Source organism: Tropicibacter sp. Alg240-R139 (assembly GCF_900537075.1).
Lineage (GTDB): Bacteria > Pseudomonadota > Alphaproteobacteria > Rhodobacterales > Rhodobacteraceae > Falsiruegeria.
In genome coordinates, this window is the sequence record NZ_UNRA01000001.1 from 789846 (window position 1) to 803133 (window position 13288).

Consider the following 13288-nt stretch of genomic DNA (forward strand, 5'->3'; position numbering starts at 1 on the left):
TCTAACTGCATGCTTCGTCGTACCGTTTCCCTTGCCGCTGTGTCAGTTTTGTGCGCCTCTCAGGCGTGGGCATGTGCTTTTCATAGTTATAACCCGCAAATCACCTTTGTAGAGCGCTTGCTGGGAAGCGAACACATCGTTCTGGCGCGGCCGTCCAAGGCGCAACCGTTCCGTTTTGCAGAAATCGAGGTGCTGGAAGGCACGGCAGATTACGTCGACATCCCGCATTTGGTTGACAGCAATGCGCGGCGCAGATTGGCGGCCAATCCGGAAGATCATATCCTGTTTGCGCGGGATGGCGCCTATGGCCCATGGCAGCGCGTCGCTTATGTCAACGATGCGATGGGGGATGTCCTGGACGTCGTGATGGAGGAATTGCCCGAATGGGAGATGGGGGCGGATGATGAACGGTTCGCCTATTTTGCATCACTTCTGAACCATCCCGACAAAGAGGTTCACGCGCTGGCCTTGCGTGAATTGGATTTGGCTGATTACAGCCTGCTACGAGAGCTGTCGCTGGAAGTCGATCCAGCGCGCCTGACCTCGCGTTTAGGGCTGAGATCAGAAGCTGATCTTCGTCCGATCAGAGTTCTTTTGTTGGGATTGAGCGGGGACCGCGTCGATCAAACCTTTTTCGAAGTGGGCCTGGCGAAGTCATCCGATTATTCCGGCGGCCTTTTGGGGGCCTTGGCGATGGCAATGATCGAACACGGCGGGAGCGCGGCAGCCCTGCGGTTGGTCAACAACCACCTATTGGAGCGAGATCTGTCCCCCGCCAGCCGTGAATTGCTGATCGAAGTGCTAGCCATACACGGCACTGTTGGTGACGAAGACACCCGCGACACCATCAGTTCGGCGCTGGGACAGGCGCTTCGTAAAGACCCGCAGCTGGTTGCCATGGCGGCTCGCCAGTTGGGGGCCCGCTGGGATTGGTCGCAAAGTGCCCTAATTTCAGAACTGATGCGTAGTGGCGCGGTCAAGTCGCCGCTCGATATGCTTGTTGCGACACAATATGTTGCCCTGGCAGAGGAAAACGCGGAATTGGTTCAGAACTGAGTCAACCGCGAGAGAGGGAAGACCGATGATCTACACACGGCGCTTGTTCATGACACGAAGCTTGGCGGGGCTTGGGGCTCTTTCGTTGGTTGGCGACGTGGCGCGCGCGGCTGACGCTCCGATTGCAATCACCTGGCGGGACCTGGTGCCTCAAGACGGTGGCACCGAAATCGAAGCGCTGCGCGAGTTGGGCGTTGTGCAGCACGGTCAGTTGAGCACGCCGTTCGATCAAGAGAAGAGCGGTGCCGTGACCACCGACTACAACGGCAAAGTGGTGCGTATTCCGGGCTACCTCGTGCCGCTCGATTTCGACGGAACCGCGGTCACGGCCGGCTTGCTTGTGCCCTATGTCGGAGCTTGCGTTCATGTTCCGCCACCGCCGCCTAATCAACTGATCTATGTGACCGCCGACAATGCGCCTTATGAGGCGCAGGGGTTGTTCGAGCCTGTTACTGTTACCGGCCTCTTTGGCACATCGGCGGCAACCACTCAGTTGGCCGAAGTGGGCTACGCGCTTTCGGCAGATTTGATCGAGCCTTACTCGTAACCCAAACACGGCGCCAAATCGTGCAAAATGGCGACAGCCATGGAAAATGCGCACGCGCAAATTGCCCTCCGGGTCGTTGCCTGTTTAACATAAGCCTCAAAATCCGAGCGGTGCAGGACGGCAAGAACATCGGGCGACAGGTAAACAGGCGAAGCTTTCTGACAACTGCCGGGGCCCAATTGGCTTTGGCGGCAGGGTGTACTGTTGGCGAAGACTTTCAAAAGCCGGCCAAGGATGTGCCAGAGCAATTCCTGGGGGCTCAGACGGAATCCTCGGTCGCGCGGGCCAACGTGCAGTGGTGGCAAGCCTATGGTGACGACAAGCTGAACCGCCTGGTGCAACTGGGGCTAGAGCAGAACTTGGATGTCCGCAAGGCAGTGGCCCGAGTGGAGCAATCCCAAGCCATTTTCGAAGGGGCAGGGTATCCGGTTTCCGGTGTCGCCCGCGTGTCAGAATTCAAGGTCGCAGGTGGTGGCACCGAAGGGCGGGCAGACACTGGATTTGTTCGGGCCGAGGCCAGCTGGCAAGCAGATCTGTATGGGCGACTTAAGCGCGAACGGGAAGCAGCAAAGTACCGGCTAGAGGGCGCCTATGCCGATACCAACGTGGCGCGCGCAACTCTTTTGGATGAACTCGTAACGGCCTACATCGACGCGCGGTTCTATCAAGAACTCATCCGGATCAATCTTAGGGTGGTGTCTTCGCGTGAGCAGACATTGAATGCCACCTTACAGGCGCGAAAGCGACGCTCGGAAATGGGGGCGGTCGAGGCCGAGGAGACGGATATTCCCGAGGTGTCAGACCTGGATGTGGCGCAGGCGCGAACACTGGTGGCGTCTGCCCGTGCAGAATTGCCCGAAGCGAAAATCCTGTTTTTCAAATCGGTGTCGAGGGTCGGTGCCTTGCTGGGGCAAGCTTGGGACCGCCCGCGCGAGGGGTTGGACCGAACGGCGCCGCAACCGGTGCCGTCGACGCGCGGCCTGAAGACGGGTGTGCCGGCGGACTTGATACGAAACAGACCGGATGTGCGTTTGGCCGAAAAGCGTTTGGCGGAATCCGTGGCCCTCGCCGGCGTTGCCGAAGCAGACCTGTTTCCAGAACTTAAACTCACCGGAAACATCAACGTTAACTACTCAGGGAACGATTTGCTCCCAGCTGCGAGCTTCGCGCGGTTGGGGTTGGACATTCCTTTGTTCGACCTGCCGGAACGACGGTCAAAAGTCCGGTTTCAAAAGGCCCGCACCAAAGAACTGCTAGCAGTTTGGGAGGAAACCGTTGTCGAGGCGGTAGAGGAAGTTCAAGATTCCCTGGTCAGCCTGCGAAACCATCAGGAAGCCGTGAAATTCACTTCAGAGGCTATTGCCAATTTGAATGAAGTTCTGAAACTGGCGCGGAAGGCCTATGTGGCGGGGCAGAGCGGGTTCCTGCAGGTGCTGGACGCGGAACGCGGTCTGCTCGCAGCTGAAAATGCGCTGGCTTTGGACAAGCGTAACTTTGCAGTGGATTTTGTGGACTTGAATGTAGCGCTTGGCGGAGCTTACGACCAGAATCCTGTTTAGTTTGTGCAGCTTGCACGCCAGATACCTGCAGCCCGTTTTGGGCTGCAGGCCTTGTCGACGGTGATCAGCCGTTTAGTTCTGCTTGACACTTACGTGCGGCTTCGATGGCTTTGAACGTGCCGTCCAAGCTGACCGAAAACGCCTCTTCCCGTTTGGGGAAAACAACCATGGTGTAGCGCTTTTGAACTTGGGTAACGAATTCGGGGTTGTCGATTAGGATGTACCCACCCTTATAACCATCTTCCATGTGCTTGGATTTCTTCCGAGCATTGCCCTCATAAAGCTTACCATCAAGCGAGATAGTCACCTTCTCCTTGCCGCCACGAAGTTTGATGTCGGCTTTGGTGAACACACCGAGGTACGCAAAATCCTGGGCTTTGTTCAGGCCCATCTGGACAATGTTTGTGTTCGAATCGATGCGCTCGGCCAAGCAGGAATTCCGCGTTACGTCGACCCACACAGTCCAGCCTTCAACTTTTCCCCACTCAGTAAACACGTCATCAACCGAAGGCAGAAAATCGTCTGAGGCTAGGGCTGAAACAGCGGGCATCGCAATCAGTGCGGCAGTGGCAGCAAGTGTCTTTAAAGTCATATAAACCTCCCAGGGTCAGTAGCTTGGTCTTATTGTAGCTTGATTTAATTCAGATATTCTATTCCGTGACTACAACAGAGCACGTTGGTCAATAATGTCAACAGCGTGCGAGAGAAAAAATTTCAAGAGCAATCGCTTTGCGAGAATACAGAGCGCCAAACTGCGTGCGTCAGATGGGAACCAGAGAGGTGTGAAACAGCGCGAACCAGGGGCGCAGCCCTTGGTTGAACTGTGGTTAAGCCCGTGGTGCAGAGGGACCTACTTTCCAGCTCTGGCTGTCCGAAACAACAACGCAAAGACAAACATTGACCCAATGGATGTGGTGACAATCCCGACCGGAAGTTCCTGTGGCGCCAGTAACAATCTGCTGAGAATGTCCGAGCCTGTCAACAAGGTCGCCCCCACAATCGCCGCCGTCGGTAACAGGTTGCCATGTAGCGGGCCGGCGATACCGCGGGCGATATGAGGGACCATCAAGCCAACAAAGCCGATGACGCCAGCCACGGATACAAACACGGCTGTTGCCAGGGCGGCTGCAAAGAACATGCTGAATCTAAGACGTTGCACAGGGACCCCAAGGGTCGAGGCCGTGAGATCTCCGGTGAGCAGCGCGTCCAGCCAGCGGCTACGATAGAGCGCGTAGGACAAGATTAGCAGCAGCCCGGCACAAACCAGGGGAAAAGTCTCCCATCGTGCAAGCCCAAGGCCGCCCAGCATCCAGAAAATGACCGAATGCGCTGCACGGCTATCGCCGGCAAAGATCAGGTAATTGGTGATGGCGGAAAACAGAAACGACACCGCGAGGCCCGACAAGATCAGCTTTTCCGGCGCGCTGGTGCGCAGCCCGTGAACCAGCGCCAGAACAATCCCCGACGCCACTAGGCCACCGAAGAACGCAGCCAGCGGTAAGGTCCAGAAGCCAAGGACGTCACCAGTGACGGTGATCACGAATACTGCTCCTGCCGCTGCGCCCGAGGACAGACCAAAGAGAAACGGGTCGGCCAGATCATTGCGGGTGGTGGTTTGCAAGACAACGCCAACGACACCCAGACCCGCCCCAATGACCGCCGCGAACAACGCACGCGGCAGGCGCAGGTCAAAGACGATCCGATGCAGCGGCGACATCTCTCCATCTTCGATCCCCGCGCCCAACAGCACGGCTTGTAACGCGTCACGGGCAGGAATGGGCGTGGTTCCGTAGATTGTTGAGATCAGCAAGAAGGCGGCCAAGACGGCCGCCCCCAAGAATAAATTTAGGCTCAATCGCCCCATATCAGTTCAACTCGGGGTGCATCGCCTGCGCCATTTTCGAAATCGCCTGGATGTTTGCCGGTCCCGGTGTCAGCTCTTCATACCGCAGACCGATCCAGCGTTCGTTCTTGACCGCATCGGTTTGCGACATAACCGGATGTTCCTGCAAGAACTTGAAGGTGTCTTTGGCCCCATTGCCGGTTTGATAATCCAGCAAAACCAGAAATTCCGGGTTCGCCGCAGCCACCGTCTCCCACGAGGTGCGACCCCAGCTGGTGTCCATATCGTGGGTCACGTTTTCACCACCAGCAGCGGCGATCATCGCGTCGGGAATGGCAAACTTGCCTGCGGTGAATGGAGCGTCTGCCGGACCGTCCAACAGGAAGACGCGCGGCTTTGCCAGATCGGCGGTCTTGGCCTCGATCGCGATCAGCTCATTCTTCCAGCCCGAAACCAGCGCTTCGGCTTTGTCTGACACCTGCATGACCGCGCCCAGCCGCAGAACGTCATGGAACAACAGGTCCATGCTGGCCGCCGGGCGGTCCTTGTCCAGATGCACACAGCTCTCTGTCAGGATCATCGTCTTGATGCCAAAGGGTTCCAGTGTGTCAGGGGTGACGTCGCCGCCGGGCTTCATGCCATAGTACCAGCCCGCAAAGAACAGGTCCGGCTCGGCAGCTACAAGATTTTCGATTGTGGGGTATTTCGGCGCCAATTCGGGGATATCGCCGCGAAGCGTGTCGAATTCGGGGCTGGTCTTGTACCAGCCGGTGATGCCCGTCAGGCCGACAATCCTGTCCTGCAGGTCCAAGGCAAAGGCCATGTCAGTCATGTTCATGTCGTGCACGACCAACCGTTCGGGCGCAGTTTCGAACGTCAGCGGTTCACCGCAATTGTCGACGGAGATCTCTTGCGCAGAGGCCCCGTTTACCATGGCTGTGATCAGCGCCACGGACCAGATGTATTTCATTCCTGTTGTCTCCATAGGTCAGGTTGAAAGAGTTGTTTTTCGGATGTCCAGCACCGGAATTATCCGGCCCTCGTGTTCAAAACTCAGATAGTCGACGCCAAAGGTGTCGCGCACATGTTCAGGTGTCAGAACGGCTTCCACTGAGCCAAAACTGGTGAGCCGTGTGGATTTCATCAGTGCCACATGGGTCGCAAACTCGGGGATCAAGACCAGGTCATGCACGATCATCACCACCGTGATCCCCAATCCCGCGACCAGCGACAGCATCCGTCCCTTGGCATCCGGGTCCAGATGGTTTGTCGGCTCGTCCAGAAACAGCAGGGACGGCCGCTGTGCCAGGGCCCGCGCGATATGCGCCCGCTGACGCTCGCCGCCCGAGAGCATAGACATCTTCTTGTTGGTCAAATGTCCCAGGCCCGTTGTCTGCAATATCCGGGTCAAGTCTTCGGCATTTTCCCGGCCCGAGCGATCCGAACGGATTGGTATCTGGCCCAAAGCCACGTAATCGCGCAGCGTCAGGCGCCCATCGGGCAGTTCGTGCTGGCTGACCACGGCGATCATACTTGCCCGCTCGACCGCTGACATCTGTTTCAGGTTGCGCCCCTTGATCAGGACATCCCCCAAGACCAAGTCCGCCGCGCCACAGAGTAGATTCAATAGCGTGGTCTTTCCCGCGCCGTTTGGACCGGCAATAGCCAGAACGGCACCTTCCTCCAGATTGAAAGACGTACTTTGAAGCAGGACGTCACCGTTCAGGGCAAAATATTCTAGATTGCGCGCGACGAGAAAGGAATTTCCGGTCATGACAGCCCCCGAGAGGTCGTCGAAATCAGAATAAGTCGATCAGCTTTTTTGGCACTGCTGCCTCCACTTGTTGCCAAGTGCGGACAGAGGATGCCGATCCTGCAACCACGCGTCAAACGCGCCATCAAAGCCTCCTTCCAGGACGCCCCGCCCCGGGTTGGTTGAACATTTGATGGCAGGTCTCCTGACTTGCGGGTCGATGCTTGGCCATCCTTCCCGGCCCTTGGGGACCAGTGGGTGATTGGCGTTGCTCTCCACTTACAGTTGCGGGGGCAGTCACGGAATTGGCGCTGATTGGCGAACCTTACCGTATTCCCTTTTATCCCTTGGGCGAACCCTAAGGAACCATCACGAATTTGAGTGCCTGACTTTGATGAACGTGTCAACACAGCCTAATCGTGCAACAATGCTGTGAATGAGGCGGAATTGGCTTATGTGTCCGTCGAATCCCTAAAACTCAACGAAGCCCTAAACGATGTCTGGCATGTAAAACTGGCCGCATTCGGATGTAACGCGCAGACCCGTCAGGCGATGATAAACGAATTCATTTGCCTTGTGCGTGGCATGGCATTTCAAAGCCAATGGCACAAGGATCCCGAATACCATAATGATATGCTGGAGAACTGGCTTTTCAGAGCACAATCCATTCCAATCCTCAAGAATATATGCCGATAGTCGCAGCATAAAATGCTGTGAATTTCTGAAATTCAACCAGAACTGCCGCTCAATGAGGTAAAACACACTTTTCTTCCGGCGCGATCCCTTACTTTTGATGGAAAGCCAAAATGGGAAAGAAACCGATGCTGTCCAACTCGCTCATAGAAAAAGATCGCGCTCATTACTTCCACCCCGTGGTGCCAATTCGAGCGCATGAAGAGCGTGGCGTGACAGTCATGCAATCGGGCAAAGGTGTGTTCCTGACCGACGCCAATGGCAACGAGTTGCTCGATGGGTTTGCCGGTCTGTGGTGCGTCAACGCAGGCTACGGCCACGAAAGCGTGGTCGAAGCTGCGGCGGAACAGATGCGCCGTTTGCCCTATGCCACTGGGTATTTTCACTTTGGCAGCGAGCCGGCGATTGAGCTGGCCGCCAAACTCGCCGAACTGTCCCCAGGCGATCTGGACCACGTGTTCTTTACTCTGGGCGGCTCGGACGCTGTCGACACCGTCGTTCGCATGGTACGCTACTATTTCAATGCCCGCGGTGAGACGTCGAAGAAACACTTTATCGCGCTGGAAAAGGGCTATCACGGCTCTAGCTCAAATGGGGTTGGTCTGACCGCGCTGCCGGTATTCCACGACAAGTTCGATCTGCCGATGCAGTGGCAGCATCACATTGCCTCTCCGTTCCCTTATCGCAATGACGCGGCCACGGGTGAAGCGATCATCGCGCAGGGCGTTGCCAATCTGAAAGCCAAGGTGGCCGAACTAGGCGCAGACAACGTCGCCGCCTTCATCATGGAGCTTGTGCAGGGTTCAGGTGGCGTGATTGTGCCGCCTGATGGCTATGCACGCGCGATGCAGGACACCTGCCGCGAGTTGGGCATCCTGTTCGTTGTGGACGAGGTGATCACCGGTTTTGGCGGCACCGGACCGATGTTTGGCTGCGAACACGAAGACCTGACGCCGGATTTCCTGACCACGGCCAAGGGGCTGACCTCGGGCTATGCGCCGATGGGGGCGATGTTTGTATCGGATCGCATCTATCAAACCATTGCTGACGCCGCGCCCGACGGCATGCCATTTGGGCATGGGTTTACCTATTCAGGCCACCCGGGTAGCGCCGCCGTCGCGCTGGAAGTCATCAAGCTTTATGAAGGTGGAATGATCGAGAATGCCAAAACCGTCGGCGCTTATTTCGAAGCCCAGTTGAAAACCGTGCTGGATCACCCTGTGGTGGGTGATGTCCGGTCCAAGGGCCTGCTGGCTGGAATCGAGATCGTGTCGAACAAGGACACCAAGGCCAAGCCTGCCAAGGACAAGGATGTCCCCGGACGACTGGCCAAGACCGGTTATGAGAACGGCGTAATTTTCCGGGCCTTTGCCGATGATGTTATTGGCCTTGCCCCACCTATTTGTATCTCCGAAGCAGAGATCGATCTGCTGATCACGCGCCTCCGCGCAACCCTGGACAAAAGGATAACCCCATGAAACTGTCTGACTTCAAAGCCCTCACATTCGATGTCTATGGCACTCTAATTGATTGGGAAGGCGGCATGATCACAGGTCTGAAACCGCTGACCGACCGGGTGAGCCACAGCCTGACAAGGGATGATATCCTTGAGGCGCACGCGTTTTACGAAAGCACTGCACAGCGCTATTCCCCGGCCAAGAAATATTATGAACTTCTGCCCGTCGTGTATCGCCGTCTGGCCGAGGAATGGTGTGTCGAGGTGACCTGGGAAGAGTGTGAGGCTTATGGCATGTCCGCGCGTCACTGGCACGCCTTCGACGATACAATCGAAGCGCTGACCTACCTCAAAAAGCACTTCAAACTGGTGGTTCTGACCAACACCGACAATCTGACATTCTCGGGCGCGAACACGCGTCTGGGTGTGCATTTTGATGGTGTTTATACCGCTGAGGATGTCGGTAGCTATAAACCCGCCGATCGCAATTTCGACTATATGCTCGAGATGCTGGCGCGTCAGGGGATCGAAAAGGGTGACATCCTGCATACCGCCGAAAGTATGTTCCACGACCATGCGCCTGCCAACAAGTTCGGGCTGGCCAATTGCTGGATCTACCGCCGCCACGACAAAGAAGGGTTCGGCGCCACCATGAACCCCGGCGAGATGCCCACATATGACTTTCGGTTCAACAGCATGATGGACATGGCCAAGGCGCATCAGGCAGAACTGGCCGGATAAACCGGATAAACCGGATACCCGGAGGAGGAAAGAATATGGCTGGATCACCGAAACTCGACCGGATCGATATCAATATTCTTTCTACTCTGCAGGAGCAGGGCGATATCACCAATGTGAATCTGGCAGAGGCTGTGGGTCTGTCCCCCAGCCCCTGCCTGCAACGGGTCAAGCGCCTTGAAAAGGCCGGGTATATCCAAAATTACCGTGCGGTTCTGAACCTCAAGAAACTGGCAGAACACGTCATCGTTTTTACCGAGATCACGCTGGCCGACCACCGCCGCAAGGATTTCATCAAATTCGAAACCGAAATCCGGCAACACGACAATGTGGTCGAATGCCATCTTTTGAGCGGCGGTTATGACTACCTGCTGAAATTCGTCGCGCGTGGCGTGTCGCAGTATCAGGAAATCATGGAAAATCTGCTCGATCGCGATCTCGGGATCGACAAGTATTTCTCTTACATTGTGATCAAACCGGTGGTCGAAAAACACAGCGTGCCGGTTCAGGATCTCGTTGAACGGGATTGACGGCTCCCGAGGGGTATTTTTATCCGTATTGTCAAAGCGCAAGACACTTGTTTCACACAGCAAAGAATAATGATGCATACGACTGTGAATTTGCAGGATTTTCCATCGTGTCCACCTGGTGGTGCGCACAAGGTCATCCCTCCGGTTCCACAGGCTCCATCCTCTCTAACCGTATTTAGGGGATCCATAAGGCATCTGATGCACCCGGACAGGGTTGGTGCTGTTGATTGCATTCATCGGAATTGTAATCCCGGTGTATTGGGCTTTTGCGGTCGACTTGCTGACCTCAAAGACATCGCCGCTGTTTAAAATAGGCGAGGTCGAATTAAAGTCAGCCCAGGTCGCACAGCTGTTCTGGGCCGTGGTTGGCATCGCCGGATTCCTGGGTGTTTTTGACGGAGCGGAGGTGAACCGGTTGGGTTGTGCGCTGGCGTTGAGCGTTTTTTAAACCGGTGTCGCCCTGGCCCTGGCCCTGGTGCTATTGCCATTGAGTGACCATTTTACCGTTGGCGCAGTGTCCGGCCTCCTTTTCAGAAGCCCATTTTTTTGTATTTGTGGCCGCAACCTTGGGTATGTGGTCGATGGAGGTATTCGTCCAAAGATGCTGCCGTGGGATTTTGCCTTGTGTTTCTCACGCTTTGAATGGGGCAGTTTTTTGGCCCGTTATTGATTGCTTTGACAGTTAGGTTGTGTGGACAAAAAGGGTTCACATCAGGCTTTGAGCATGATTCAAGCTGGTATCTGCGTTGGAGACCAGCTTGGCACGAGACTTGATGCCGGCCGAGGAGTGGGCGTTCTTTGAACACTTCATTCTTGCCACCCGCGCCCCAAAATGGATGCAAACCCACCAACCACCGCCTTGTTCTTGATGGCGTTTTCTGGATAGCAGGTACTCGGAGAACCCGCTCTAGCGAGACACATCTACGAAACTTGCAAGCGACATAAGACTGGGAACGTCTGATCCCAGCCCGAAGCGGACATGGTCGGTTTGCACGCCGGGTGAGAAAAAGTAATTCGCTGCGATCCAACTAAACGTCATCGATGCGCAAGAAGCGGACCTTTCAATGTTACTCAGACTCACCCTCTTGCTTGTTGGCCGCTTGGATGTTGGTCCTGATAAGCTGAGCCGGTGGGTTTGAGCAACAAACATAACCATGTTTTAACTGTCGCATCTGGCGAAAGCCTAAGCAACAACAGCCGCCACTCTCTCAACTGTCCAATACATAGCAACCATCCCAATCCCGTAGATGATGATCAAACGGGCTGCGGACCGTTTCCCCTCTGAAAGCCCAAGATGCGCAAACAACCACCCAAGAGTTAAAACCAGGGCTACAAAAATCAGCTGCCCGACTTCCACGCCGAAATTGAAAAACAACAAGGCGATGGGAATTTCGGCAGGCGGCAAACCAATTTCCGACAACGCTCCGGCAAATCCCAATCCGTGCAGCAATCCAAAGGCGAAGGCTACAATCCAAGGTGCTTCGAAGGTCAACGATGTCCTTCCCCGCGATTTCCAGACGATCTCGGATGCAAGAAACACAATGGACAAGGCGATTGCAGCTTCGACCGGTGCGGATGGTAAGTTCACATATCCCAGCGTTGCCAGGCCCAGAGTTATCGAGTGCGCCACCGTGAAGGCAGTGATTGCCTTAACAAGCTTCCATCGGCTGTTGACCACAAAAATCAATGCCAGAACAAACAGCAGATGGTCCACTCCGGCAAGAATGTGCTCGATCCCAAGGACGGTATAGCGCTGCGCGGCGCGTAGCGTGGACCCAGACCCGGCGAGCCATTCGTTTAGCTCAACTTCGATGACGTCACCTGTTCGTTTCGCCAAGCGCGTGACGGGCTCTTGCTCTAACCACTTGACGGTCAACAAGGTGCCTTCGCGCTTCCAGGGAAGGAACAAGGTGTCGTCCGCTGACAAACGAGTGGAGCACGTAAAGACAAAGACGACCGCGTACCCTCCACGTTCGCCATTCGGGTTTCCGATAATCGTGCATCGGTCGGGCAAGTCAGGTGTCAGAATTGCCGACGATATTCTGCGCGGCACCTTCGAGGTCAACCGGTACGTACCCGGCGTGGTTTCAACCAGGTCCGCGCGATCAACACCCAGTGAATGGGCGGATGCCGTACTATGCCCGCTGATCAAAGCCGCGATGGTAAGGAGGATCGCAAGGCAGATTGATCTAAGCGCCATTGTCGGTCCCATCCAGGCGCTCCACTTCAACTTGGTAATCCTGCCGAACAGATTGAAGCTCCGTTTCCAACAACTGACGAGATTTGTCCGCGAGCCATTGCGCCGAAATCCAATCTCTGGCGCGGTCAAAATCCGGCAACTGAGGTGGGTTTGTCTTAATGACGCGAAGGAAATGAACGGACCCCGTCGGGCTTACAAAGGGTCCGTGCCAATTGCGATCTTTTGATAGGGCTTCCAGCGCCTGTCGTGCCGTTTCTCCACCCAGAGCCTGAACCAACCGTCGTTGATCCATGTATCGCAAGACCCGCCCAAACGACATGTCGACCTCACCAAACCCAGCAGGATCAGAACCCGTATTGAGGTCGTTCAGAAGCCCTTGGGGAACTTCGCCGCTTGCCTTGAACATGACGTGGTCAAGATCGAAACTTGGCGGACTTTCGAATTTGTCAGAATTCGCAGCAAAGAATTCTCTCAGGTCAGCTTCGGTAGGCTCGCGCAAATCGCCGGCAATGAAGAAACGCATATTTTGCAACAACAGAGCCCGAATACGAGAACTGTCGGAAAAGCCTCGCTTGACGGCCTCGCGAACAAGGATTTCCTCTTCGATGAAGCCATCGACTATGTCGGTCTTTTCCGCATCGGTCAGTGGCCGCAATTGCAGTTCTTCTTCTTGATCGAAAAGGAACTTCTGTGTTTGGGTATCGACAACGATCAGGTCGCGTTGGTCGGTGGCGAATAAGGCCTGCATCACGAACAGCAACCCCGCGAGAGCCAGAAAGTGCACAAGAGGTTCGCGAAGGACCCGCGCAACCATGCTCTGCGCAGGACCAACGTGTTCCTGCATTGTATTGCGATCAATCGTGTTCATGCGTGCATTCCGTTAGAAAGGACGCCCCCATAAAAGGCGTCCTTT

General features: G+C 55.6%; 13 protein-coding genes, 1 pseudogene and 1 riboswitch. Of the genes and pseudogenes, 8 read left to right on the forward strand and 6 right to left on the reverse strand.

Annotation, left to right across the window (positions count from 1 at the left end):
* Positions 1 to 9: 9 nt before the first annotated feature.
* The 3 genes from G6R15_RS03895 to G6R15_RS03905 all read left to right on the forward strand — a co-directional run bounded on the left by G6R15_RS03895 (position 10) and on the right by G6R15_RS03905 (position 3162).
* Entirely contained in the window at positions 10 to 1056 is a 1047-nt protein-coding gene (locus G6R15_RS03895; RefSeq protein ID WP_164658463.1) for a hypothetical protein, read from the forward strand.
* Between the two features lie 49 nt (positions 1057 to 1105).
* Positions 1106 to 1603 (forward strand): DUF3299 domain-containing protein, encoded by a 498-nt coding sequence (locus G6R15_RS03900; RefSeq protein ID WP_240336653.1) that lies wholly within the window; start codon positions 1106 to 1108, stop codon positions 1601 to 1603.
* Positions 1604 to 1713: 110 nt separating this feature from the next.
* Positions 1714 to 3162 carry an efflux transporter outer membrane subunit gene (locus G6R15_RS03905; protein ID WP_164658465.1) on the forward strand — a complete coding sequence of 483 codons (1449 nt, stop codon included), beginning with the start codon at positions 1714 to 1716 and terminating at the stop codon, positions 3160 to 3162.
* A gap of 64 nt (positions 3163 to 3226) precedes the next feature.
* Here G6R15_RS03905 and G6R15_RS03910 read toward each other — a convergent pair whose 3' ends face one another.
* From G6R15_RS03910 to G6R15_RS03925, 4 genes are all read right to left on the reverse strand, one after another.
* The gene (locus G6R15_RS03910) at positions 3227 to 3754 is read right to left on the reverse strand and encodes a hypothetical protein (protein ID WP_164658466.1); all 528 of its coding nucleotides are present in this window, start codon (positions 3752 to 3754) and stop codon (positions 3227 to 3229) included.
* 258 nt (positions 3755 to 4012) lie between these two features.
* Positions 4013 to 4984 carry an iron ABC transporter permease gene (locus G6R15_RS03915; RefSeq protein ID WP_240336654.1) on the reverse strand — a complete coding sequence of 324 codons (972 nt, stop codon included), beginning with the start codon at positions 4982 to 4984 and terminating at the stop codon, positions 4013 to 4015.
* A 43-nt stretch (positions 4985 to 5027) separates the two neighbouring features.
* Positions 5028 to 5975: an ABC transporter substrate-binding protein gene (locus G6R15_RS03920; RefSeq protein ID WP_164658468.1), complete on the reverse strand. Its 948-nt coding sequence runs from the start codon at positions 5973 to 5975 to the stop codon at positions 5028 to 5030.
* Positions 5976 to 5993: 18 nt separating this feature from the next.
* Positions 5994 to 6779: an ABC transporter ATP-binding protein gene (locus G6R15_RS03925; RefSeq protein WP_164658469.1), complete on the reverse strand. Its 786-nt coding sequence runs from the start codon at positions 6777 to 6779 to the stop codon at positions 5994 to 5996.
* A gap of 156 nt (positions 6780 to 6935) precedes the next feature.
* A riboswitch (cobalamin riboswitch) is annotated at positions 6936 to 7144 on the reverse strand.
* 420 nt (positions 7145 to 7564) lie between these two features.
* Here G6R15_RS03925 and G6R15_RS03930 point away from each other — a divergent pair.
* From G6R15_RS03930 to G6R15_RS03950, 5 genes and pseudogenes are all read left to right on the forward strand, one after another.
* Positions 7565 to 8929 carry an aminotransferase class III-fold pyridoxal phosphate-dependent enzyme gene (locus tag G6R15_RS03930; RefSeq protein WP_240336655.1) on the forward strand — a complete coding sequence of 455 codons (1365 nt, stop codon included), beginning with the start codon at positions 7565 to 7567 and terminating at the stop codon, positions 8927 to 8929.
* A complete protein-coding gene (locus G6R15_RS03935; protein WP_164658470.1) occupies positions 8926 to 9648 on the forward strand; it encodes a haloacid dehalogenase type II in 723 nt (240 codons plus the stop codon). The genes G6R15_RS03930 and G6R15_RS03935 overlap by 4 nt, the downstream gene beginning before the upstream one ends.
* A gap of 35 nt (positions 9649 to 9683) precedes the next feature.
* The gene (locus tag G6R15_RS03940) at positions 9684 to 10175 is read left to right on the forward strand and encodes an Lrp/AsnC family transcriptional regulator (RefSeq protein ID WP_164658471.1); all 492 of its coding nucleotides are present in this window, start codon (positions 9684 to 9686) and stop codon (positions 10173 to 10175) included.
* 217 nt (positions 10176 to 10392) lie between these two features.
* A complete protein-coding gene (locus G6R15_RS03945) occupies positions 10393 to 10623 on the forward strand; it encodes a hypothetical protein (protein WP_164658472.1) in 231 nt (76 codons plus the stop codon).
* A gap of 298 nt (positions 10624 to 10921) precedes the next feature.
* Positions 10922 to 11069: pseudogene (locus G6R15_RS03950) on the forward strand (IS5/IS1182 family transposase); the annotation flags it as partial.
* Positions 11070 to 11358: 289 nt separating this feature from the next.
* Here the strand turns inward: G6R15_RS03950 and G6R15_RS03955 are convergent.
* Together G6R15_RS03955 and G6R15_RS03960 are read right to left on the reverse strand one after the other, a co-directional pair.
* A complete protein-coding gene (locus tag G6R15_RS03955; RefSeq protein WP_240336656.1) occupies positions 11359 to 12387 on the reverse strand; it encodes a HupE/UreJ family protein in 1029 nt (342 codons plus the stop codon).
* The gene (locus tag G6R15_RS03960; protein WP_164658473.1) at positions 12365 to 13243 is read right to left on the reverse strand and encodes a peptidyl-prolyl cis-trans isomerase; all 879 of its coding nucleotides are present in this window, start codon (positions 13241 to 13243) and stop codon (positions 12365 to 12367) included. The genes G6R15_RS03955 and G6R15_RS03960 overlap by 23 nt, the downstream gene beginning before the upstream one ends.
* Between the last annotated feature and the right edge of the window lie 45 nt (positions 13244 to 13288).